We start from the raw sequence: 23,851 nt of genomic DNA, 5'->3' as shown, positions 1-23,851 counted from the left end.
AGCAACCCGACGAAAATTTCACCATTTTTGTTATATCGTAACGCCCTCAAGCCACTATGTTTCGGCGTGTTACTCAGGCAATGCCACACATGCAGAGGTAAGCCGATGGCTACAGCATTCAGCAGGTTTTGGAGCATTGATGCGGGTTGATCTGGATGGTGAAGATTTTGCGCTGGAAGGTTTGCCACGGTTTCAGCGCGCCTCGATTCATGCGCGACGTCTGGCAAGGCTGACGTATCTGATTGGCGGGCTGGGCGTATTTGCGCTCGTGGTGTCGTTGTTCGTCGATCTGTTCTCTCCCAATTCACTGTGGACTGCGGTGCTGACCAACTCGGCAGCGAGCTTTCTGGTGCTCGCGGCAGGATTGCAGTCGGCGCAAGTTGTCGCTCTGTGGCGCGCGCAGGCCATTGCATTGCCTGCGCCCGCTGAGGTGGTCGTCGAAAACGTCTCGCCTGAAGAAGAAAGCGGGTGGTACGACCGCCTGCTCGCGCGCATCGGCGGGCGAGGGGGGTCGATGGTGACGCTGATTGGCCTGCCGACGTTCTGGTTGGCCGGTTGGGCGCTGTTGTCGCTGATCAGTATCAAGCTGATCTGGAACACTTCGCTGCCAGGCACCGACCTGACTCAGGCGGGCAACATCGTCGGTGGTCTATTAGTCTTGATGGCATTCGGCTTGCTGGTGCTGGAACGGCAGTTGAGCAACGAGCCTGCGACCAACTGGCCCGAGGCAGATCAACTCGCGCACCTGACGCGGGTCGCTATCGGCAGCCTGTTGATCGGCGCGCTGTGCCTGTTCTTCTCATCCTCCGAGCGCATCTGGCCTGCACGCCTCGCCGTTTTGATCGGCCTGTTGCCGGGTCTGGTGGCGCTTGAACTGTTGATCCGCGCCATCTTGTCGGTGTTCAGCCCGCGTAACGAACGCGTCGAGCCGCGCCTGATGGCCAGCAGTTTCATCGCCGGTTTGTTGCGCTGGCCGCCTCAACCGCTAATGGCGCTGCAACACGAACTCCACAACCGCTTCGGCATCGATCTGCGCCAGATCTGGGCGTTTACCTACATGCGTCGGGCATTTCTGCCGGTGCTGGCGGTCATCGTCGCTTTGGGCTGGGCGCTGAGTGGCGTCCATGAAATCCCCATGCAGGGGCGCGGCATTTATGAGCGCTTCGGCAAGCCGGTCGAGGTGCTGGGCCCAGGGCTGCACGCTGGTCTGCCTTGGCCATTTGGTCGGGTACTGGCGGTGGAAAACGGCGTGGTACACGAACTCGCTACGAGCGTGTCGGACGCCAGCGCTACCGAGCAAGTGCTGGACCCAGCCGAAGGTCCGCCGCCTGCCATCGCCAATCGCTTGTGGGACGCCAGCCACGTCAATGACAAGTCACAAGTGATCGCCAGCAGTACCGGCGACAAGCAGAGCTTTCAGATCGTCAACATGGATGTGCGCTTTGTATACCGCATCGGCTTGACCGACGAAGCGGCGATGGCCGCGACCTACAACAGCGCCAACGTCGTCAGCCTGATTCGCAGCACCGCCAGCCGCATTCTGGTTCACGATTTCGCCTCGCGCACGCTGGATGAGCTGCTCGGCGAACAGCGAACCGATTTGGCCGCCGACATCGGCAATGCCGTGCAGCGTGACCTGAAAAAACTCGACAGCGGGGTGGAAATTCTCGCCACGGTGGTGGAGTCGATTCATCCCCCAGCAGGCGCAGCCAATGCCTATCACGCTGTGCAGGCGGCGCAGATCAGTGCTCAGGCATTGATATCCCGGGAGCGCGGTGCGGCAGCGGATCAATCCAACGTCGCGCAGCTGCACGCCAGCATGGCCCACGATCAGGCCGCTGCCGATTCACGGGAAGTCATGGCCACCGCTCAAGCGGCAGATTTGCGTTTTAGCGCCGAGCGCCAGGCTTATGCCAAAGCGGGTCAGGCGTTTCTGCTGGAGCAATACCTGACGCAGCTCACCCAGGGCTTACAGCACGCCAAATTGTTGGTTATCGATCACCGTTTGGGCGGCACCACGCCGCCGACCATTGATCTGCGCACATTCACACTGCCGGCCGACCCAACGGCGCCCAGCAAAGCGGCTGAATAAGGAGTCGTCCCTTGAGTCTGTTTCATTCACACGATCACCACGACCATTCGGGTCACGACCGCGGTCACGGCGGGCACCACCACGGCCATCATCACGGTGAAGCAACCGGTCCTGTAGGTTTCCCGTGGCGGCGTTCGGCGCTGGCGGTGGTGTTGATCGCCTTCGCCGTCGCGGCTGCGAGTCTGGTGCAAGTACGCTCCGGCGAGGCCACGGTGGTGACGCGGTTCGGTAATCCCTCACGGGTGTTGCTCGATCCGGGTTTGAGCTGGCGCTGGCCGGCGCCGTTCGAGGCGACGATTCCGGTCGACCTGCGGCTGCGCACCACCTCAAGTGGCTTACAGGATGTCGGCACCCGCGATGGCCTGCGCATCATCGTTCAGGCGTATGTCGCGTGGCAGGTGCAGGGCGATCCGGACAACGTGAAACGCTTCATGCGCGCTGTGCAAAACCAGCCGGATGAAGCCGCGCGGCAGATTCGTACCTTTGTCGGCTCGGCGCTGGAAACCACCGCAGCGAGCTTCGACCTGTCGAGCCTGGTCAACACCGATGCCAGTCAGGTGCGGATCACCGATTTCGAGAACCAGCTGCGTCAGCAGATCGATCAGCAGTTGCTCACGACCTATGGCGTACGCGTCCTGCAGGTGGGTGTCGAGCGTCTGACATTGCCCTCGGTGACGCTTAACGCCACGGTGGATCGCATGCGCGCCGAGCGTGAAACCATTGCAACCGAACGTACCGCCATCGGCAAGCGCGAAGCGGCGCAGATTCGCTCCGCTGCCGAGCGTGATGCGCGAATCGTCGAAGCCGATGCCACTGTGAAAGCGGCGGATATCGAAGCGCAGTCGCGGGTCGAGGCGGCGCAAATTTATGGCCGTGCCTACGCCGGTTCGCCACAGCTCTACAACCTGCTGCGTTCGCTGGACACCCTCGGCACAGTCGTCGGCCCGACCACCAAGCTGATTCTGCGTACCGACGCGGCGCCGTTCCGCGTGCTGGTCGATGGCCCGCCGACTCTGGACGGCAAGCCTGGAACTCAACCATGAGTGAGCATGATGCGCCAACCGCTGGCGGCTCATTGGCGGGCGAGCGGCCGGTGAGCAACAGTCCCTGGTTGCAGGCGAGTCGCCTGGCGTTTATCGGGCTTTACGCGGTCACGGTGCTGGCGGCCTTGGGCTGGGCGTTCTCGAACGTTCGGCAGATCGATCCGCAAAACCGCGCTGTGGTGTTCCACATGGGCGCGTTGGACCGGGTGCAAAACGCGGGATTGCTGATGGCCTGGCCGCAACCGTTTGAACAAGTAGTGTTGCTGCCGTCGGCGGATCGGGTGATCGAGCGTCACGTCGAGACGCTACTGCGTTCTCCGACTGCGCTGGCGGCCGACAAAGTTGCGAGCTTCGCCACGCCGATGAGCGATGCACTGGCGGGTTCTGGTTTTCTCCTGACGGGAGACGCCGGTGTCGTACAGCTGGATGTGACGGTGTACTACAAGGTCACTGACCCACGAGCCTACGTGCTGCAAGGCGAACATGTGCTGCCAGCGCTGGATCGATTGGTCACTCGCAGCGCAGTGGCCCTCACGGCGGCTCGGGATCTGGACACGATTCTGGTGGCGCGTCCCGAACTGGTGGGCGCCGACAGCCAGTCCGCCGAGCGACGTGAGCGCCTGCGGGGCGATTTGGTGCAGGGCATCAATCAGCGCTTGAAAGAGCTGACGGCCACCGGCGCAGGCCTCGGCGTCGAGGTCGCGCGGGTTGACGTGCAGTCGAGTCTGCCTACCGCCGCAGTCAACGCGTTCAACGCTGTGCTCACCGCCAGCCAACAAGCCGATCAGGCTGTTGCCAATGCACGCACCGACGCTGAAAAACTCAACCAGACCGCTAATCAGCAGGCCGACCGCACCGTGCAGGTCGCACATGCCCAAGCGTCTGAGCGGCTGGCGAAGGCGCAAACGGACACAGCGACAGTCACCGGCCTTGCCCAGTCGAGCGACCCGGGTCTGTTGCAGCGAATCTATCGCGAACGCGTGCCAAAAATTCTCGGCCAAGCCGGCTCGGTGACCACGGTCAATCCCAAAGACGATTCACGTCTGATCATTCAGGGAGCAGATAAATGAGTGGCGATGCCGTTCACACCCATGCCGAACCCGCGACGCCAGGCAGCATGCTGACCCGCTCCGAACGGCGCAGTGCCGCGCAGCAACTGACTCTGGCGATGCTCGCGCTCGGCCTGCTGGCATTGGGGCTGGTTTGGCGTTTCTTGGCTCCTGAGCAGGTCGGCGTCAGCCAGTTGCTGCTGGGAGCCGCGTCTCTGCTGGTGGCGATTCCGGTGGTCAGCGCCGGATGGCACAGCCTGCGTTACCCGAGTCTGCACGGCATCACCGATCAACTGATTGCGCTCGCCATGTTGGGTGCGTGGGCGACGGGCGATCTGATGACCGCAGCGCTGCTGCCAATCATCATGATTTTCGGTCATGTGTTGGAAGAACGTAGCGTTATCGGTTCCCAAGAGGCAATTCAGGCGTTGGGCAAACTCACGCGCAGCCACGCCCGCCTCGTCGCGGCGGACGGCAGCATCCGCGAAGTGGATAACGGCACATTGGTTGCGGGCGATCAGGTTGAGGTCCGTGCGGGTGATCGTGTGCCGGCGGATGGCAAGGTTATTTCAGGGCAAGCCAGCCTCGACACTGCGCCGATCACGGGCGAGTCAGTGCCGCTGGAGGCGAGAGCGGGTGTGGACGTGTTCGGCGGTGCGATCAATCTCGATGGCCTGCTGAGGATTGAGGTCACGCGTATTGGCAATGAGTCGACGCTGGGCAAAGTCATCGCGCTGATGCAGAGCGCCGAACGCTCCAAGCCGCCGATCACTCGCTTGCTGGAGCGTTACGCCGGGAGCTACATGGTGCTGGTGTTGCTGATCGCGGCGGTGACGTGGTTCATCACCAATAACGCCCAAGCCATGCTTGCGGTACTGGTGGCGGCTTGTCCTTGTGCGCTGGTGTTGTCGGCACCCGCGACGGCGATTGCCGGGATTGCGGTCGCTGCGCGGCACGGGATTCTGATTCGTAGCTCGGCGTTTCTGGAGGAGCTTGCTGATCTGACATCACTGGTTGTGGATAAAACAGGGACGCTGACTTATGGCAGCTTACGGCTGCAATCGGTGCAGGCCGTGAATGGGGAATCGCAAAGCGTGTTGGCTCTGGCCGCCAGCCTTGGCGCGGCGAGCAGCCATCCGGTCAGTCGGGCACTGGCGCTGCTGGTGGAAAAGGACCAACTGTTGCCCCTTCAGGATATCCGCGAGCGGCAGGGCCTGGGTGTCGTCGCGCAAACGCCCCACGGCGAAGCAGCGTTGGGCCGACCTGAGTTGTTTGAGCAGCTGGGGATCGAGACTTCACCGGTGCCCGATCACGATGGACCCATTGCCGGTTTGGCGGTGGACGGTGTGTTTCTCGCTTGGCTGTTGCTCGCAGACAGCCTTAAGCCGGAGGCCCGTCAGGCGCTGGCCGAGTTACGCGAACTGGGCATGGGGCGCCAACTACTGCTAACCGGTGACCGGCAAAGCGTGGCTGACAGTGTGGGCCATGAGGTCGGCGTCAGCGACATCCAGGCGCAGGCGTTGCCTGAGGACAAGCTCAACCGCGTGATGGGCGAAATCAAAAACGGCTTCCGTCCCATGGTGGTGGGCGATGGCATCAACGACTCGTTAGCGCTGAAGGCTGGTGTGGTTGGCGTTGCGATGGGTGCCGGTGGGGCGGACATTGCGTTGGCGTCAGCAGACATCGTGCTAATCGGCAGTGATCTGCGACGCCTTGGCACCTGTGTGCGTCTGAGCCGTCAATGCCGACACACGCTGCAAGTCAACGTGATCATCGGTCTGGGCTGGACGCTTGCGATCGTGGCGCTCGCTGCGTTCGGCGTGCTGGGCGCTGCTGGCGCGATGATCGCAGCCGTGCTGCACAACCTCAGTACCTTGTTGGTCTTGGGCAACGCGGGCCGTTTGCTGCGCTTTCATGAACCGATCGCAAAATTTAATAATCCCGTTAAGCATTGATTAGTCGGCGCTTTTCCTGAAAGCGCCGGGCTAGAGGCTGCGCCTAAGTATAAAAATTCGCTTGAGCTTTGAAGAACTCTGTTACAAATTATCTTCAGTCATGAAGAGGGTGTTCCATCGCAGGCACTAAATTGGCTCGAATCCTCGGGGCAGATGGCAGTACCCGGACGTCGATTCATGCAGTTTTTCCTTAAAGCCGATCGCCTGACGGGTCCGATGTTGATCCGGTTTTGGACTACCCTTTTCTAAGTTTCTGGATCAGGGGGTTTTCTCAATGCTCGCGCAATTACCACCGGCGTTACAGAATCTTCACCTACCGCTTCGGCTCAAACTCTGGGACGGTCATGAGATGGATCTTGGGCCTACGCCCAAGGTCACTATTGTCGTCAAAGATCCCCTGTTGGTTTCCGGCTTTACCCATCCCAGCCTGGGCTTGCTAGGCAGTGCTTTCGTCGAAGGACGGCTTGAGCTTGAGGGCTCGATCACCGAAGTAGTGCGCGTGTGCGATCAGTTGACCAAAGCCTTGGGTGACGACGAGGACGTGAATCTGGTCGTGCGAACCGAGCACGATAAGGAAACTGACGCCGCTTCCATTTCCTACCATTACGACCTATCCAACGCGTTTTATCAGCTGTGGCTCGACAAGGAGATGGTCTATTCCTGCGCCTATTTCAAAACAGGCAACGAGACCCTGGAGCAGGCCCAGCAGGACAAATTCCATCACCTGTGCCGCAAGTTGCGCCTGCAGCCAGGCGAGTACTTGCTGGACGTCGGTTGCGGCTGGGGCGGATTAGCCAGGTTCGCGGCGCGCGAGTACGGTGTGAAAGTCCTAGGGATCACCTTGAGCCGTGAACAGTTGGCGCTGGCGCAGGAGCGAGTAAAGGCTGAAGGCCTGGAAGCCCAAGTCGAGTTGAAACTGCTCGACTACCGCGACTTACCCCAAGACGGCCGTTTCGACAAAGTTGTTAGCGTCGGTATGTTTGAACACGTTGGCCACGCCAATCTTGATCTCTACGCCAAGTGCCTGTTCGGCGCGGTGAAGGATGGCGGTCTGGTGATGAACCACGGGATTACCGCCAAGCATACTGATGGCCGTCCGGTTGGCCGCGGTGCGGGGGATTTCATTGATCGCTATGTGTTTCCGAATGGCGAGCTGCCGCATTTGTCGATGATCACCGCGCACATCAGCGAGGCCGGTCTTGAAGTCGTGGATGTGGAAAGTCTGCGTCTGCATTACGCCAAGACGCTGGATCACTGGAGCGCACGGCTGGAGCAGAAGCTTGAGGTCGCCGCCGCAATGGTGCCTGATCAGGCCCTGCGCATCTGGCGCCTGTATTTGGCTGGCTGCGCTTACGCGTTTTCCCAGGGCTGGATCAATTTGCATCAAGTGCTGGCGGTTAAGCCATTGGGGGACGGAAGCCACGATCTGCCGCTGACGCGTGAAGACATTTACCGCTGACAGCTTTAGCTCCGCCGCTCCCGCAGGTTGAAGCCTAAACCCGTGGGAGCGGACCCGTGCGCAAATGCTCTCTTCCAGGCTACCAATCTTTATCAGATACCCTGGCCTCTTCGCGGACGGGTCCGCTCCCACAAATACCTCGCTAGCTGCGTCACCTTCACAAAATAGGCGATATCAGCCGCGCTACACGCATCCCCAACTGCTGCAAATGATGGGTCTCGCGGCTTTCTTCAATCGATAACTCATGTGCCAGCGCAAAGTCCGCGTTCAGCATGTCCTCGACCTCGCGCGCGAAGTCTTCATCGACCGTCAACAGCATCAATTCGAAGTTAAGACGGAACGAGCGGTTGTCCATGTTGGCGCTGCCAATTGCGCTGATTTCGGTGTCCACCAGCACCACCTTCTGGTGCAGGAAGCCTGGCTTGTAACGAAAGATCCTCACCCCGGCGCGGACCGCTTCAAATGCGAACAGGCTGGAGGCGGCATAAACCACGTAATGGTCGGGTCTTGATGGCAGGAGAATCCGCACGTCCACCCCGCGTAATACAGCGAGATAAAGAGCAGCTGATACGGCTTCGTCAGGAATGAAATAAGGGGTGGTGATCCAGACTCGTTCGGTCGCGGCATGAATGGCTTCGACGAAGAACAGCGAGCAGGTTTCCTGAGGATCGGCGGGGCCGCTGGCGAGCAGTTGGCACAGCACGCCATCTTCCGGGTAGGACTGCGGCAATATCAGCGGCGGCAATTCGCGTGTTGCCCAAAACCAGTCTTCGGCAAACGACTCCTGCAGACAGGCGACTACTGGCCCGACGATAGCGACATGCGTATCGCGCCAAGGAGCCAGCGGGGGCTTTAGCCCCAGGTATTCATCGCCTACGTTGTGCCCACCGACGAATCCGATCTCCCCATCCACCACCACAATTTTCCGATGATTTCTGAAGTTGATCTGGAACCGATTGAGCCAACCGCTGCGGGTGGCGAAGGCTTTGATTTGCACGCCACCGGCACGCAGTTTCTCTGTGTACGCGGCGGGCAGGGCGTGGCTGCCGATCCGGTCATATAGCACATGAATCGCGATACCCTCAGCGGCCTTTTCCAGTAGCAACGCTTGCAGACGTCTTCCAAGATCGTCGTCGTGGATGATGAAAAACTGCACGAGCACGGCCTGTTTGGCTTTGCCGATGGCATCGAAAATGGCGCTAAAAGTAGCGTCGCCGTCGATCAGCAACCTGACTTCGTTGTTCGCAAGACACGGCATCCGACCCAGTTTCGGCATCGCCCGCAGCGAGACGTAGGCGGCGGATTGCCGTGCGGCAACAGCCTCTTCAATCCAGGGCCGCCAGTTCATATTGCCAATGGCGTCGCGCATCTCACGGTTAGCCTGCCGCCGCGCCTTAATATAAGCGTCGAATGAACTGCGACCGAATACCAGATAAGGAATCAGCGTGATGTAGGGGATGAAAATCAACGGCATCGCCCAAGCGATAGAGCCTTGCGCGGTGCGAACCGTCATCAATGCGTGGATCGCGGCTATGATGCCGAGCAGGTGAGTGAAGCCGATGACGTAGCCGAAAAAATAGGGGCTGTGGTAATCCATGCGAGAGCTTGCTCCAAGCCTTACTGATGTCTAAACAGACCACAGTGGGCGGGGATTGTCGCTATTTTATTCGCCGTGCAACTGCACTTGGTATTCGCCGTCTAAGCGTCATCAACTGGTTACAGGTACTGATCAGTTTCAGATTGATTCGGGCACACAAAGGTAGAGATAAATGAAGAAGCGCTTTGTAGCGTTAATGGTCTGTTTGGCCGCGCCGTTCGCACAGGCGCAGGTACTGCAACCTGGTTTGTGGGAACTGACCTCGAGCAACATGCTGGTGGACGGCCAGCAGCTTCCTGATATGCAAGTCATGCTCAATCAACTTCAAATGATGGCTCCTCAACAGCGCGCTGCCATGGAGCAAATGCTGGAAAAACAAGGTGTTACCGTGGGTGGCAAGGGTGTCCGCATTTGCCTGACCCCGGAGCAGGTGAAAAGCGAACAGATTCCTCTTCAGGACCCCAAGTCGGGATGCACGCAGCAAGTTACCGATCGCAATGGGCCAAACTGGAAATTCAAATTCAGCTGTCCTCGCGCACAGGGCACTGGCACCGCCCAGTTCCTCAGTGATCGTCAGTTCAACACCCACGTTGTCGGCTCTTTCAACGCTACTGGTCAGCAACAGAATGGCAGCATGGATACCAAAGCGGTCTGGCTAGGCCAGCAGTGCGGCACAGTCAAACCACGGACTTAACTAGCTGCTTAAGCTCCCAGCGCCCCATTTTTGGGGCGTTTTGCTTTCTGGTGGAACATCGCTGGCCAGCTTATGTTCCACGTGGAACATCCTGTTGTTTCAAATGGGTTTTTTGCGTCATATGGGGGTGATTCCTCCGCGTGTGAATTTCACCCAAGCCGCCAAAAGCTTCATCTTCGGCGTCACATTGGCATGTTATACAGTAACTATTACTGTTCCCGTCCATGAGCCATGCGCTCGCTTTCTCGGTACATGCCATGCATCGACGTCAAATGCTGCTCAATATGTTATTGGCCAGCGCCGCTTTCGCGCTTCCCTTCACTGCAAGCGCGACGCAGATTCGCAACGCAAGGCTCTGGCGTTCGGATAACAAGCTGCGATTGGTGTTTGATCTAAGTGGCCCGGTGCAATACAGAACCTTCACGCTGAGTGCGCCGGAACGCATCATTATCGATTTCAGCGGCGCGCGGCTTGAGGGTAACTTCAATCAGTTGGTGCTCGACAATACGCCGATCAAAGCCATTCGCTCCGGCCATTTCGGGCAAGGCGATACGCGCATTGTGCTGGACCTGGCTTCAGCCGTTGCGCTCAACAGCTTTGTTCTCGGGCCGGAAGGCTCCCAGGGTAATCGCCTGGTACTGGATCTGGGCGCAGACGTACAGCATGCGCCGGTGGAGATGGCCGCTGTGCCGTTGGTGAAGCCTGTGGCAGAGCCCGCCGCCGACAGACGTGGGCCCAAGCGAGACATCATGGTGGTGGTTGATGCGGGTCACGGCGGCAAAGACCCTGGCGCGATTGGCTCCAAGGGCGAGCGTGAGAAAGATGTTGTGCTGTCGATTGCGCAGCTGCTCGCCAAGCGCTTGAAGCGTGAGAAGGGTTTCGATGTGCGGCTTGTGCGCAATGATGATTTTTTCGTCCCGCTGCGCAAGCGTGTGGACATCGCCCACAAATACAACGCCGACATGTTCATCTCGGTGCATGCCGATGCGGCGCCGCGTCTTACGGCCTCGGGTGCTTCGGTATTTGCCTTGTCCGAAGGTGGCGCCACTTCAGCAACCGCCCGCTACATGGCACAGCGCGAGAACGGCGCGGATCTGATTGGCGCTACCAGCCTGCTCAATCTGAAGGACAAGGACCCAATGCTTGCGGGCGTGATCCTTGACATGTCGATGAGCGCCACCATCACCGCCAGTCTGCAACTGGGCAATACGATCCTTGGTAGTTTGCAGGGCATCACTGACTTGCATCAGAAGCGCGTCGAGCAGGCCGGATTCGCTGTGCTCAAGTCCCCTGATGTGCCGTCGATTCTGGTAGAAACCGGGTTTATCTCCAACGCACGGGATAGCCAGCGTCTTGTGACTGCGCGCCATCAGCAGGCAGTGGCGGATGGGTTGTTCGAGGGGATGAAGCAGTACTTCGAGCGCAATCCTCCAGTGGGCTCGTATGTGGCGTGGCGACAGGAGGAGAAGCGCGGGCAGGCGCAGGTCTGAACTGGCTGGATGATCTGTAGGAGCCAGCGTGTTGAAGAGACGAAACCGCGCCGCATGAGCCAGGACGGCTCGCGAACAAGTTCGCTCCTACAGAAAGAAGTGGCTGACGTGCATTGTTATACTATAACGTATGCAGAACTTGAATCAGCCACCTGATGAGACTTTCATGAACCGCCTTCCTGTCACCGTTCTGTCCGGCTTTCTCGGGGCTGGCAAAAGCACGCTGCTCAACCACATCCTGCGCAATCGAGAAAACCTACGCGTCGCCGTCATCGTCAATGACATGAGTGAAATTAACATCGACGGCGGGGCCGTACAGCGCGGCGTCAGCCTCAACCGTGCTGAAGAGAAGCTTGTGGAAATGAGCAACGGCTGCATCTGCTGCACGCTGCGTGAGGACCTGCTCGAAGAAGTTGGCCGCTTGGCAAAAGATGGCCGATTTGACTATTTGCTGATCGAATCCACCGGCATCTCCGAGCCGCTGCCTGTGGCCGAGACGTTTACGTTTCGCGACGAAGACGGGCAGAGCCTGGCCGACGTCGCTCGGCTAGACACTATGGTCACGGTGGTTGATGGCATGAACTTCCTACAGGACTACCAAGCGGCCGAAAGTCTGGCCAGCCGTGGCGAAACCCTCGGTGAAGAAGACGAGCGCGCGATCACTGACTTACTGATCGAACAGGTCGAATTCGCCGACGTCATCCTCATCAGCAAGATCGATCTGATCAGCTCGAGCGAGCGTTTGGAGTTGATGGCTATCCTGCAACGACTCAACGCCCAAGCCGAAATCATCCCGATGGTCATGGGCCAGGTGCCGCTGGCTAAAATTCTCGACACCGGACGCTTCGATTTCGATCGCGCTGCACAAGCGCCGGGCTGGCTTAAAGAGCTGCGCGGCGAGCACACACCGGAAACACACTCTTACGGCATCGCGTCCACAGTCTACAAAGCGCGTAGGCCGTTTCACCCGCAGCGGTTTTTCGACTTCGTAAACCGCAATTGGGACAACGGCAAACTGCTGCGCTCCAAAGGTTTTTTCTGGCTCGCAAGCAAGCACCAGGACGCTGGCAGTTGGTCTCAGGCTGGTGGTTTGATGCGCCATGGTTTTGCCGGTCGCTGGTGGCGCTTCGTACCCAAGGCCCATTGGCCGCAAGACCATGAAGACACCCAGGCCATCATGAAAAACTGGACCCCACAGACCGGTGATTGCCGTCAGGAACTCGTATTCATTGGGCAGAACATGGATTTCACGAGGCTGGTAATGGCGCTGGATGATTGCCTGCTGACTGATGCAGAAATTGCGCTAGGCAGTGAAAGCTGGCGCCTGTTGCCCAATCCCTTCGGCGACTGGCACGACGCGACAGCGTAAGCGCCCTTACAGGTGATGATCAGGGTTTCCAGACGCCCTTGCTCTGCTGTTCGCAAAACGGCTTGAGAAACGCCGCATCGCTGGCCACGCCGTAATAGTGAATGTTCTGGCGATAAGGCATATTGGCGACCAGCGCATTGCTGCATTGTCCGAAGGAGCCTGTGGGGCATTGCTCGGAGAAGGTGACGTCCACAGTCTGGTCTTTCAGTTGCGGCTGACAAAAGCCGTCGTGAAAAAGCTTGGGCGGGATGGTCAGGTTTTCCTGGCAAACCTTCACATCGACTCGGTCTGACTGACTATGCACCAGACACGCCTCGGCGCGAACCTCGCTCGACGTCACCGCCAACACCGCTAATGCCAGCCACGTGGGCAGCCAGATTGCTCGCATCGATTACCTCCGTCTGCACTCGGCAACGAGCGCGACTTCAAAAGAATGGCCGCCATGCTGCAGAACATTCCTACTCATGTGATTGCGGGCCCGCTGGGGGCCGGCAAGACTAGTTTGATCAAGCACCTGCTGTCGCAAAAACCTGTAGGCGAAAGCTGGGCGATTCTAATCAACGAGTTTGGTCAGATCGGCCTGGACGCAGCGCTACTGACCACGGCTGCGGATGGTATCGCACTTGGAGAAGTCGCTGGAGGGTGCTTGTGTTGCGTCAACGGTGCGCCGTTTCAGATCGGACTGGGGCGGCTGCTGCGTAAGTCCCGCCCGGATCGATTGTTCATCGAGCCGTCGGGATTGGGGCATCCGGCGCAATTGATGGCGCAGTTGCGAGCCGCGCCGTGGGTTGGAGTTTTGGCGCTGCAGCCCAGCGTCATCGTGTTGGATGCCGAGGCGCGTGCAGGGGGGCGCCTACTGCCGCCCAGTCAGCTGGATGCAATGCCCGAAGCCGGATTACTTGTGCTCAATAAATCAGCGGGTTTAACGGAGCAATCGCGAAAGACGTTAATTGAGCAGCTACCAGTTCGGCCAATTTACTGGACTGAACAAGGCGCGTTGCCACTCCACCAACTGCCCGGTATAGACCAGCACGCCAGTCATGCTGTCGATAACTTCGCACCACCGAAGACATTGGCGCAGGCGCCTGCCGTGTGGAGCAACCGACGGGTGCCGATCTGCTTGAGTCAAAGCCAGCCGGAAGGCTGGAGCATCGGCTGGCGGTGGCATCCCGAACAGCGCTTTGACACGTCAAAAGTGGGTCTTTGGCTGGACGGCCTGAATTGGCGTCGGGCCAAACTGGTTATCCACAGTGAGCGTGGCTGGGTTTCCAGCAATGCGCTGGAAGGCTCTGCCGTTGAATGGTCGCTTAGCGAGTGGAGGCGGGATTCTCGTCTGGAGCTGATATTTGCAGAACCGCAGGATCAGGCAGCGCTCCAAGCGGAGCTGACCGCCTGCTTGCGCGACGATCACTAGCGGTTTACTGCTTCCACTTGTTGTGCTCTTGGCGCCACTGATTCATTTCGATGATTTCAGCAGTTTTTGGCGGGGTCTTGATTTCGAACGGGTACGGCGCCAATTCGATCTGCGCGGTGTGGGCGCCGAACATGGTGATCGTCCCCGGATGACGCTGCTCGCCCGTGACCGTGAACTCAAAGTTATACACGCGGGCCAAGCGTTTGCGGCCCTCGTTATCAGGCCTGAAGGTAATGCGGCGCAACGCCACGTTACCGTCCAGCAATTCGATGTCGAGCTTGGCGCAGTGCTGTTTCACTCGCTCTAGCGCCCGTTCGCGCAAGCCGTGGGAATGCCATAGCCACGCAACGCCGGTCAGCAGAAGCATCAGGACGAATATGTTGCCCAAGGTCAGCATGAAAGGAGAACTCCAACAGAAGGCGTCCAGCTTAACTGCGTCAGGTGACTGTCAGCCATAGCACCTGTGTTTAATTTCTTATTGTTTTGACGCAGTGCTCTGTAGGAGACAACTTGTTGGCGAGCGTTATGCGGTGCCACCTGAATCGCCTCGCGAACAAGTTCGCTCCTACAGAATAAACCGACCCCAAGAAGTGGGACGGTTCAGACGTCGTCGTTAAACCGGATCGGATTTGATCTCGCGGTAACGTTTTTCCAGTTCCTGTCGGATTTGCCGGCGCTGCTGCGCTTGAACGAAACGCCGTTTATCGTCGGCCGTTATGGGGGTCAGAGGAGGAACGCCAGCCGGTTTGCGCTGGTCGTCCACTGCCACCATCGTGAAGAAGCAGCTGTTGGTATGACGCACCGAGCGCTCGCGGATGTTCTCAGTCACAACCTTGATCCCGATTTCCATCGAGGTGTTGCCGGTGTAGTTGACCGATGCCAGGAACGTCACCAGCTCACCGACATGAATCGGCTCGCGGAAAATGACCTGGTCCACTGAAAGGGTCACGACATAACGACCGGCGTAACGGCTTGCGCAAGCGTAGGCCACTTCGTCGAGGTACTTCAGAAGGGTCCCTCCGTGGACATTGCCAGAGAAGTTGGCCATGTCCGGGGTCATCAATACAGTCATCGATAGCTGGGCGTTTCCGGGTTCCATAGCGTGCTCACGGTCAAGTCGGATCAAGTAAGTGCATCTCAAAGGGATGCTCGATTCAGAACGGGCAGAAAAACCAACCTTATCGGGACGCTGATAGACGGTTTGCCGTCACGCGTGCCTGCATCTGTTTCCATATATTGCACCGGCTTTATCGATGAATGCGCGGTGTTAACCTGCGAAAACCCGTGGATCGGGTATTTCCTACGCCTCAACCAGACATTTCTTAGCCAATTCAGCGAGCTATCGCTCAATTAGCGTCGTCTGGCGGACTGAGGTGGACATTGTTTCCGATCATCCAAGGAGCCGCGCCCATGCATGCCATCAGCTTTATTCAGGACTTAGCGGTCATCATGCTAGTCGCGGGCGTGGTCACGGTGCTGTTCCATCGCCTCAAGCAACCCGTCGTGCTGGGGTACATCGTCGCTGGCTTCATCATCGGCCCGCATACGCCGCCGGTGGGGCTAATTCACGATGAGGAGACAATCAAAACCCTGGCCGAGCTGGGGGTGATTTTCCTGATGTTTTGCCTGGGTCTGGAGTTTAGCCTGCGCAAGCTGTTCAAAGTCGGCGCGACGGCGTTCATTGCCGCCTTTCTGGAAATCACCCTGATGATCTGGATCGGTTACGAAATCGGTCAGTTCTTTGGCTGGAAGACCATGGACTCGCTGTTTCTTGGCGCGATTCTGGCGATTTCTTCCACCACGATCATCGTCAAAGCCCTCAACGATCTGAAGATGAAAAATCAGCGCTTCGCTCAGCTGATTTTCGGCGTGCTGATCGTTGAGGACATTTTAGGCATTGGCATCATCGCGCTGCTTTCCGGCATTGCGGTCAGCGGCACTGTCAGCTCGGGGGAGGTGTTTTCCACCGTTGGCAAACTGTCGCTGTTCATGATCGTTGCGTTGGTGATCGGCATATTGCTGGTACCGCGCCTGTTGGCGTATGTCGCGACGTTTGAAAGCAACGAAATGCTGCTGATCACTGTGCTAGGCCTGTGCTTTGGTTTTTGTTTGTTGGTAGTCAAGCTTGAATACAGCATGGTCTTGGGCGCGTTTCTCATCGGCGCGATCATGGCTGAATCCAAACAACTGCTGAAGATAGAGCGGTTGATCGAGCCAATTCGGGACATGTTCAGTGCGATCTTTTTCGTGGCGATTGGCTTGATGATCGATCCGGCGATCCTGCTCGACTACGCCTGGCCAATCGCAGTTATCACCGTCGCGGTGGTGCTGGGCAAGATCCTGTCCTGCGGGATCGGCGCCTTTATCGCAGGCAACGATGGTAAGACCTCGCTGCGAGTCGGGATGGGGCTTTCGCAGATCGGCGAATTTTCTTTCATCATCGCGGCGCTAGGGATGACGCTTCAGGTAACCAGCGACTTCCTGTACCCGGTGGCTGTAGCCGTATCGGCCATCACGACCCTGCTTACGCCGTATCTTATTCGCTCGGCAGATCCTTTATCCCACAAGCTGGGCAGCATCATGCCGACTCGGGTTGCCCGCGTTTTCGGGATGTATGGCGAATGGCTTCGCAGCATTCAGCCGCAGGGGCAGGGCGCCTTGTTGGCCGCAATGATCAGAAAGATTTTGCTGCAGGTCGGGGTTAATCTGGCGCTGGTGGTAGCGATCTTCTTCTGCGGCGCCTATTTCGCCGAACGTATCGGTGAGTATTTGACCGATTGGATCATTGAGGCGGGGCAGCAGAAAGCCTGGATCTGTGGGGCGGCGCTGGTGCTGTCACTGCCATTCTTGATCGCGGCCTATCGCAAGCTCAAAGCGCTGTCGATGCTGCTGGCGGAGATGGGCGTGAAGCCGGAAATGGCCGGGCGCCATACCGAACGCGTTCGCCGCGTGATCGCCGAAGTGATTCCGCTGTTGTCGCTGTTGGTAATTTTTCTGCTACTGGCGGCGCTGTCAGCGAGCATCTTGCCGACAAGTGAGCTGCTCATACTGATCGTGGTGGTCGCTGCTGTGGTGGCCGCGGTCTTGTGGCGTTGGTTCATTCGCGTGCACACGCGCATGCAAATCGCCTTACTGGAAACGCTGGGCAATCATCAGGAGCCTTCGGAGCATTAAGTCTTCAGGCTGCCGTGATGGCTGCGGCGGTCTTCAGCTTTCCAGCCAGACGTCACGTGCCCAGTGCCAGACCGATTCCCAGCTCTCTTCGGTGACGAGTTCTTCTTCGCCAGACCAAAGCACCACCGTGCCGTCTTCCTCAACGCAGTAGTAGTCTTCGCCGTCCTGACAGATCGGAATCAACTCGCGCGGTACGCCGATGTCCCAAGCGCTGGCTGCAACTTCCGGCATGTAGGTGTGCGAGCCAGGATCGGTCACGGTGACAGGTTCGAGACTGCCGTAAACGACATCGCTCACCGTCAGCAAGAATTCCTTGAACACGAAGGGAATGTTGATGAACAGCTGTTCTTCGATCTCGACCAGTTGGTCCTCATCCGGCAGTTCCAGAGGGACCGGTACCGGCTCGTTTGCTTCACGGAGTTGCTCGATGACTTCTTCCACGACGTGGATCCTCTAACGGTTTGCGCGGTTTATACAGTAGCTGAAAGGCGTTCGCAGATTAAATGTTGCGCGTGCAAAAAACAAAAACCCCGGACAGGTCCGGGGTTTCAGTTTGTAACTAACCTAACGAGGTTTAGCCGTTCTGGCGGATACCGGCCACCAGCCAAGGCTGGTTGTCGCCAGGGGCGCGCTCCATGTTCCAGCTTTCGCTGAACACTTCGCCCTGGTCGAAGCGCGAAGTCTTCGAGGTGCCGGAAAACGTCAGGGTCGCGATGGTTTTTTCAGCGCGGTCATCAACGCCGTCCAGTTGCACGGTCAGGTTGTCGATGTACGTGGACTGGAAGCCATCACCCAGGTCAGCGCGTTCTTTCTTCAGGAACTGCAGCATTTGTGGCGTCACGAACTCAGAGATTTTGTCCATTTCGTTCGCGTCCCAATGCTGTTGCAGCGACTGGAAGTGCGAGCGAGCGGCTTCAAGGAAGCGTTCTTCGTTGAACCAGGCGGGCGCCTGAATCACCGGGCGGGCTGACGTTGCAGCGGCCGAACCACCAAACATCGAGTTGCTCTGAACAGGCTTCTGTTCAAAGACCTCACGCTGATACGGAGCACCTGCTGGAGCAACCTGCGGCTGCTGCTTGCGGCGACGTGCGGCGATGAATCGGAAGATCAAGAACGCGATGACCGCCATGATCAGGATGTCGAAGAACTGCATGCCCTGGAAGCCGCCGCCCATGAACATTGAGGCCAGCAGGCCGCCTGCTGCGATACCGGCCAATGGGCCGAGCCAGCGGGACGCGCCGCCTGCGGCAGCGGCAGGAGCGCCAGCAGCATTAGGTGCAGCGGAAGGAGTGGATGGGGCAGTTTGACGCGCCTGGTGGCTTGGCGCGGAGCCCATGCTCTTGCCACCACCGAAACGCGCAGCGTTGGCTTCGAGGCTCATGGTGAGCCCGATGACCAGCGCCAAAGCGATGCTTAGAAAACGTTGCATATGGGGATTCCCGTTTGTGGATTGCACGCGCGCCATGTTGCACAGCACTTAGGCATCTGGCTAGCAGCCAAGTGTTTCCGGCTTTTGCGTGATCTTTCAGAATGCCTGTCCTACTTGGGCTGTAGGCAGACGAAGAAAGTTCTGTAGGAAAGATGGGGGTGATGGGGTGGGAATACAACCCGGGTGCGGTGCCTGATTTCTGTAGAAGCGAGCTTGTTCGCGAGACGTCTTACCTGATCCAGCGCATAAATCGTCTCGCCAACAAGTTGACTCCTACAGAAAAATAGAAATATCTGGTCTTAGAGAGGCTCCAGCTTCGCATACCCCAGCATCAGCCACTTGCTGCCTTCCTCGAAATTCACCTGCACCCGCGCCTGTGCGCCGGAACCTTCGAAATTCAGGATCACGCCTTCGCCGAATATCGAGTGGCCAACGCGTTGACCAAGGGAGAACTGACTTTCCGGAATTCCTTCGCCATCGAACAGACGGCTCGGAGCCATCGTCTTCGAACCACCGAAAGGACGCGTGACGCTGTTGGACAGCCGCACTTCCTGAATTAGATTGGCCGGCACTTCACGTACGAATCGCGACACCTTGTTGTAGGTCTCGCTGCCATATAAACGCCGAGTTTCAGCGTAAGTCAGGACGAGGTGCTGCATCGCCCGAGTGATCCCGACATAAGCCAGACGACGTTCCTCTTCCAGACGGCCCGGCTCTTCCAGACTCATCTTGTGAGGGAACAGGCCTTCCTCCATACCCACCAGAAACACGTACGGGAATTCCAGTCCCTTGGCGCTGTGCAGCGTCATTAGCTGAATGCTGTCTTCGTGCTCATCGGCCTGGGCGTCGCCCGCTTCCAGTGATGCATGCCCCAGGAAGGCGGCCAGTGGCGTCAGATCCGCCTCTTCGTCGCTGACTTCGAAGGCACGCGCTGCGCTGACCAACTCCTCAAGGTTTTCCACCCGGGCCTGACCTTTCTCGCCTTTCTCTTCCTGGTGATACGTAATCAGCCCGGACTGCTCGATGACGGTCTGCGTCATCAGGTGCAGTGGCATTTCCATGACCTTCGCCGCCAGGCTCTCGATCAGTTCGACAAAGCCACTCAGCGCACCGGCGGCGCGTCCGGTCAGGCCTTTGTTGGCAATGAGCAGGCGCATGGCCTCCCACATAGACACATCGGAATGACGAGCGTGGGCACGAATCGCTTCGATGGTCTTCTCACCGATGCCGCGGGGCGGGACGTTGATGACGCGCTCCAGCGCCGAGTCATTGCCGCGGCCTTCAAGGACACGCATGTAGGCCATGGCGTTCTTGATTTCGGCGCGCTCGAAGAAGCGCTGGCCGCCGTAGATCCGGTACGGAATCCGTTCGCGCAGCAAGGCCTCTTCCAGCACCCGCGACTGGGCGTTGGAGCGATAAAGAATAGCGATGTCGCTGCGGGCAAGGCCGGTCTTGATGGCGCTTTCGATGGTTTCGACCACGTAGCGCGCTTCGTCGTGTTCGTTGAAGGCGGCGTAGAGGCTGATCAGCTCGCCATCGCCGACATCAGTCCACAGCTCTTTGCCCAAACGACCACTGTTGTTGACGATCAGGCCATTGGCTGCTTTGAGGATGCTCGCGGTCGAGCGGTAGTTTTGCTCAAGCCGGATGGTTTCGGTGTCCGGGAAGTCATCGGAATACTGATGGATATTCTCGATCTTCGCGCCACGCCAGCCATAAATCGACTGATCGTCGTCGCCTACCACCATCAAGCTGTCGCCGCCTTGAGCGAGCAGGCGCAGCCAGGCGTACTGCACGGCGTTGGTGTCCTGGAATTCGTCTACCAAGACATGTCGGAAACGGCGTTGATAGTGCGCCAGCAGACCGGGGTTGTCCCGCCACAGGTCCAGCGCGCGCAGCAGCAGCTCGGAGAAGTCGATGACGCCAGCGCGCTGGCACGCCACTTCATACCCTTCGTAGATGGACTTCATGGTGCTCAGGAACAGATCGCCGCTGGCCTGAATGTGCTTGGGCCGCAGGCCTTCATCTTTCTGGCCATTGATGAACCACTGTGCCTGACGCGCTGGCCATGCCTTCTCGTCCAGACCCAATTCGCGGATCACACGCTTGACCACACGTTGCTGATCGTCGCTGTCAAGAATCTGGAAGCTCTGGCTCAGGCCCGCTTCCTGCCAATGCGCCCGAAGCAGGCGGTGCGCCAGGCCGTGGAAGGTGCCAACCCACATGCCAGCAGGGCTGATCCCCATCAGTTGCTCGATGCGATGACGCATCTCGGCGGCGGCTTTGTTGGTGAACGTCACCGACAGGATCGAGTGTGGCGAGGCATTCTCGACCTGGATCAACCAGGCGATTCGATGCACAAGCACACGGGTTTTGCCGGAACCAGCGCCAGCGAGAACCAACTGACGACCCACGGAGGCAGCTACGGCCTGGCGTTGGGCATCGTTGAGGGAGTTAAGCAGAAGGGAGAGATCATCGCGCATCGGGGCATTCTAGGGTGTGGGATGTTGGCGGGCAAACTCTAACGCCGGGTGGTCGGCAATCTGTTGCAGCTACGCATTTGTAGGAGCGCGCTTGCCCGCGAAAAGATCCGACAGGCCATAGAGACGTGGGGAGTACAAATCCGTCATCGCGGGTGAGCGCGCTCCTACACTGAACCGTGACCAATCTTGCGATTTCGACAGACCGTTTCGCTGGGCGCTTTGCAGGGCATGTAGTATAACTACAAGAAAGCTACATCCCGTCCCGCCCTACTTAATGAGTCCTGCCCCTTGAATCTGTTGCAGCACATTGCCCAGTCACGCCATCTCTTACGCAAGTCGGAGCTTAAGGTTGCCGACCATGTGTTGCTCGACCCTGCGGCCGTGATGCACAGCTCCATGGCCGATCTTGCGCACAACGTAGGGATCAGCGAGCCGACCATCGTGCGGTTTTGTCGTGCGATAGGTTGCACGGGATTTCAGGATTTGAAGCTCAAGCTGGCGCAAAGTCTGGCCGCAGGCGCAAGTTTTGGGCAGTTCGCGATCCACGAAGATGATTCTGTGGCGGACTACAGCCTGAAGATTTTCGACACCACGCTGCACACGCTGATGGAGGTTCGGGAAAAGCTCGACCCCCACGCCTTGCAGGCAGCGGTGACAGTCATGGCCGCGGCTCACCGGGTTGAATTCTATGGGTTTGGTGCATCGGGCGCTGTCGCGGCGGACGCGCAGCACAAGTTTTTCCGCCTGCTGCTGACAGCTGCGTCCTATTCCGATCCCCATATGCAGGCGATGTCGGCGGTCACGCTCAAGCCCACTGACGTCGCGGTGTGTATTTCCCAGTCGGGACGCTCCAAGGATTTGCTGATCACCGCCAATCTGGTGCGTGAAAGTGGCGCCAACCTGATTACGTTGTGCCCCAGCCAGACACCGCTGGCGGAGCTGTCGACGGTCAATCTGGCGATCGATGTGCACGAAGACACCGAAATCTACACGCCGCTGACCTCGCGCATCGCGCACCTGGTGGTCATCGATGTGCTGGCAATGGGCGTTGCCATGGCGCGCGGGCCGAGCCTGGTCAACCACCTCAAAAGCGTCAAGCGCAGCCTGCGCAGCCTTCGGTTGTCGCCCAAGTCGATCAAGTCGCACGAGGATTGATCAATACAACTCTGTTGGAGCGAGGCTTGCCCGCGAAGCTAACGGCTCGGATTGCCTGACACCCTGAGTTGCTTTCTTCGCGGGCAAGCCTCGCTCCAACAAGTCATTCGACAACCTTCACCAACTTGTCACGCATTCGCCGCCTGATCGTCACGCCAGCCCACCACTCTGTACTCCCGCACACGCAATGGGAGACAGGATATGCCTCGGCACTACGATGACTCGCAGCAACAGAGCAACTCCAGCGTCAAAACCCGCCGTCAGCACGAAGACCAGCGTCGCATGGCGTTCAGGCGTGCAATCGAAACCTACTCCGAAGAGCGCCGTTTGAATCAGGAGCTCTCTGATTACCTCGACGCTGCCTCCGGCCACATCTGGCAGGCGACTAAAGCGTCGGACGACGGCCGTCGAACCGCGCAACTATCTCACTGATCTGCGCACGTTCAGTGCGGATGAATGCGAGAAACGCGTGAGCCACGGGGGAAAGGCGTTTATCGCGCCCCTGCACCACGCACCAGCTTCGGTACAACGGCAACTCGGCCACCGGCAGTTCCACCAGCGCGCCGGTGGCCAGTTCCAGGCTCAGCGCGTGACGCGTCAACAGCGCCACGCCTAGCCCCGCCACCACGCATTCGCGCTGCGCTTCGGCTGACGACACTTCCAGGGTGCGCTCGAAGTGGATGCGCTTCTCCTTGTAATACTCCTCACAAGCCCTGCGCGTACCCGAGCCCGATTCACGAATCACCAGCGTGTAGGGCTGCAGATCTTTGAGCGTCGGTTTTTCCATCTGACACAGCGGATGATCCGGCGTGACAACCGCGACAATCGGGTTGTTCAGAAACGGCAGAAATTCCAGCCCCATGTCCTGCGGCACCATCGACATCACCACCAAGTCGTCCCTGTTATCCGACAGTCGCCTGATTACTTGCGCGCGATTGACGACAGTGAGGTTCAGCATCACTTCGGGGTATTGCCGCTTGAACGCTGCAAACAGGTGAGGCACGAAATACTTGGCGCTGGACTCGATCGCCAGCTTCAATTGCCCCTGCAATGAGCCCTGCATGTCCGACAGCTGCATATCCAGATTTTCCAGCCGGCCAAAAATGTCGCGGCTGGCCAGTTGCAGTGCTTCGGCGGCTTCGGTCATGTAGAGCTTTTTGCCGACATATTCGAAAAGTGGCTGCCCGATTAGCTCTTCCAGCTGACGCATTTGCAGGCTGATGGCAGGCTGGGTGAGGGACATTTCTTCAGCAGCGCGGCTGTAAGAGCGCAGATCGCACACTTCATTGAAAATCCGTAGCTGACGCAATGTCATGCGCATCAATGACTTACGCATTTTATTATTCTCCGATCCGCGTTATTCAGGTCACTATAAGTTTTTACTTATGGATAACCCAATATTTACTCATTTTTGTTAATTCCTGATCCGGCTTAGGGTAGCGATGCGT

The 23,851-nt window shown here is 58.5% G+C and carries 20 protein-coding genes; 12 read left to right on the top strand and 8 right to left on the bottom strand.

The annotated features are described in order from the left end of the window. Positions 1-139 precede the first annotated feature (139 nt). The 5 genes from hflK (ACWKV9_RS06425) to cfaB all read left to right on the top strand — a co-directional run bounded on the left by hflK (ACWKV9_RS06425) (position 140) and on the right by cfaB (position 7,598). Complete coding sequence (hflK, locus tag ACWKV9_RS06425) at positions 140-2,092, top strand: protease modulator HflK (protein WP_483835235.1); 1,953 nt, start codon at positions 140-142, stop codon at positions 2,090-2,092. Between the two features lie 11 nt (positions 2,093-2,103). Beyond that, positions 2,104-3,135: a protease modulator HflC gene (hflC, locus tag ACWKV9_RS06420; protein WP_483835234.1), complete on the top strand. Its 1,032-nt coding sequence runs from the start codon at positions 2,104-2,106 to the stop codon at positions 3,133-3,135. Beyond that, positions 3,132-4,205, top strand: a complete 1,074-nt coding sequence (hflK, locus tag ACWKV9_RS06415; RefSeq protein ID WP_483835233.1) for a protease modulator HflK — start codon at positions 3,132-3,134, stop codon at positions 4,203-4,205. Before hflC ends, hflK (ACWKV9_RS06415) begins: the two co-directional genes overlap by 4 nt. Beyond that, on the top strand, positions 4,202-6,139 hold the full coding sequence (locus ACWKV9_RS06410; protein ID WP_483835232.1) for a heavy metal translocating P-type ATPase: 1,938 nt from the start codon (positions 4,202-4,204) through the stop codon (positions 6,137-6,139). The genes hflK (ACWKV9_RS06415) and ACWKV9_RS06410 overlap by 4 nt, the downstream gene beginning before the upstream one ends. 274 nt (positions 6,140-6,413) lie before the next feature. Next, positions 6,414-7,598, top strand: a complete 1,185-nt coding sequence (gene cfaB, locus ACWKV9_RS06405) for a C17 cyclopropane fatty acid synthase CfaB (protein ID WP_483835231.1) — start codon at positions 6,414-6,416, stop codon at positions 7,596-7,598. Between the two features lie 157 nt (positions 7,599-7,755). Here cfaB and cls read toward each other — a convergent pair whose 3' ends face one another. Next, a complete protein-coding gene (gene cls, locus ACWKV9_RS06400; RefSeq protein WP_483835230.1) occupies positions 7,756-9,195 on the bottom strand; it encodes a cardiolipin synthase in 1,440 nt (479 codons plus the stop codon). A 172-nt stretch (positions 9,196-9,367) separates the two neighbouring features. Between cls and ACWKV9_RS06395 the strand changes: the two genes are divergently transcribed. From ACWKV9_RS06395 to zigA, 3 genes are all read left to right on the top strand, one after another. Beyond that, entirely contained in the window at positions 9,368-9,889 is a 522-nt protein-coding gene (locus ACWKV9_RS06395) for a DUF3617 domain-containing protein (RefSeq protein WP_483835229.1), read from the top strand. A 257-nt stretch (positions 9,890-10,146) separates the two neighbouring features. Beyond that, the gene (locus ACWKV9_RS06390) at positions 10,147-11,379 is read left to right on the top strand and encodes an N-acetylmuramoyl-L-alanine amidase (RefSeq protein ID WP_483835228.1); all 1,233 of its coding nucleotides are present in this window, start codon (positions 10,147-10,149) and stop codon (positions 11,377-11,379) included. 166 nt (positions 11,380-11,545) lie between these two features. Beyond that, positions 11,546-12,748, top strand: coding sequence for a zinc metallochaperone GTPase ZigA (zigA, locus tag ACWKV9_RS06385; RefSeq protein WP_483835227.1), 1,203 nt, complete (start codon positions 11,546-11,548; stop codon positions 12,746-12,748). A 19-nt stretch (positions 12,749-12,767) separates the two neighbouring features. On the opposite strand, the gene ACWKV9_RS06380 is transcribed toward zigA, so the two are convergent. Further along, positions 12,768-13,136 carry an NADH:ubiquinone oxidoreductase gene (locus tag ACWKV9_RS06380; protein WP_483835226.1) on the bottom strand — a complete coding sequence of 123 codons (369 nt, stop codon included), beginning with the start codon at positions 13,134-13,136 and terminating at the stop codon, positions 12,768-12,770. A gap of 54 nt (positions 13,137-13,190) precedes the next feature. On the opposite strand from ACWKV9_RS06380, the gene ACWKV9_RS06375 reads away from it, so the two are divergent. Next, the gene (locus ACWKV9_RS06375; protein WP_483835225.1) at positions 13,191-14,162 is read left to right on the top strand and encodes a CobW family GTP-binding protein; all 972 of its coding nucleotides are present in this window, start codon (positions 13,191-13,193) and stop codon (positions 14,160-14,162) included. Between the two features lie 4 nt (positions 14,163-14,166). Here the strand turns inward: ACWKV9_RS06375 and ACWKV9_RS06370 are convergent, their stop codons facing one another. Further along, on the bottom strand, positions 14,167-14,559 hold the full coding sequence (locus ACWKV9_RS06370; RefSeq protein ID WP_483835224.1) for a DUF3301 domain-containing protein: 393 nt from the start codon (positions 14,557-14,559) through the stop codon (positions 14,167-14,169). A 216-nt stretch (positions 14,560-14,775) separates the two neighbouring features. Continuing rightward, positions 14,776-15,261 carry an acyl-CoA thioesterase gene (locus tag ACWKV9_RS06365; protein WP_483835223.1) on the bottom strand — a complete coding sequence of 162 codons (486 nt, stop codon included), beginning with the start codon at positions 15,259-15,261 and terminating at the stop codon, positions 14,776-14,778. Between the two features lie 311 nt (positions 15,262-15,572). On the opposite strand from ACWKV9_RS06365, the gene ACWKV9_RS06360 reads away from it, so the two are divergent. After that, the gene (locus ACWKV9_RS06360; RefSeq protein WP_483835222.1) at positions 15,573-17,336 is read left to right on the top strand and encodes a cation:proton antiporter; all 1,764 of its coding nucleotides are present in this window, start codon (positions 15,573-15,575) and stop codon (positions 17,334-17,336) included. A gap of 33 nt (positions 17,337-17,369) precedes the next feature. Here the strand turns inward: ACWKV9_RS06360 and ACWKV9_RS06355 are convergent, their stop codons facing one another. From ACWKV9_RS06355 to uvrD, 3 genes are all read right to left on the bottom strand, one after another. Next, positions 17,370-17,777 (bottom strand): SMI1/KNR4 family protein, encoded by a 408-nt coding sequence (locus tag ACWKV9_RS06355; RefSeq protein ID WP_349800999.1) that lies wholly within the window; start codon positions 17,775-17,777, stop codon positions 17,370-17,372. A gap of 133 nt (positions 17,778-17,910) precedes the next feature. Continuing rightward, on the bottom strand, positions 17,911-18,765 hold the full coding sequence (locus ACWKV9_RS06350; RefSeq protein ID WP_483835221.1) for a Tim44 domain-containing protein: 855 nt from the start codon (positions 18,763-18,765) through the stop codon (positions 17,911-17,913). A gap of 299 nt (positions 18,766-19,064) precedes the next feature. Continuing rightward, entirely contained in the window at positions 19,065-21,248 is a 2,184-nt protein-coding gene (gene uvrD / locus ACWKV9_RS06345; protein WP_483835220.1) for a DNA helicase II, read from the bottom strand. 288 nt (positions 21,249-21,536) lie between these two features. On the opposite strand from uvrD, the gene hexR reads away from it, so the two are divergent. Together hexR and ACWKV9_RS06335 are read left to right on the top strand one after the other, a co-directional pair. Further along, complete coding sequence (hexR, locus tag ACWKV9_RS06340) at positions 21,537-22,403, top strand: transcriptional regulator HexR (protein WP_483835219.1); 867 nt, start codon at positions 21,537-21,539, stop codon at positions 22,401-22,403. A gap of 201 nt (positions 22,404-22,604) precedes the next feature. After that, the gene (locus ACWKV9_RS06335) at positions 22,605-22,835 is read left to right on the top strand and encodes a PA3496 family putative envelope integrity protein (RefSeq protein WP_483835218.1); all 231 of its coding nucleotides are present in this window, start codon (positions 22,605-22,607) and stop codon (positions 22,833-22,835) included. Here the strand turns inward: ACWKV9_RS06335 and ACWKV9_RS06330 are convergent. Then, positions 22,789-23,739, bottom strand: a complete 951-nt coding sequence (locus ACWKV9_RS06330) for a LysR family transcriptional regulator (RefSeq protein WP_483835217.1) — start codon at positions 23,737-23,739, stop codon at positions 22,789-22,791. The two genes, ACWKV9_RS06335 and ACWKV9_RS06330, sit on opposite strands and share 47 nt — an antisense overlap. Between the last annotated feature and the right edge of the window lie 112 nt (positions 23,740-23,851).

The organism is Pseudomonas corni, from assembly GCF_057128765.1.
The sequence above is the reverse complement of the archived record's forward strand: the minus strand, read 5'-3'. Positions and strand labels throughout refer to the sequence as shown.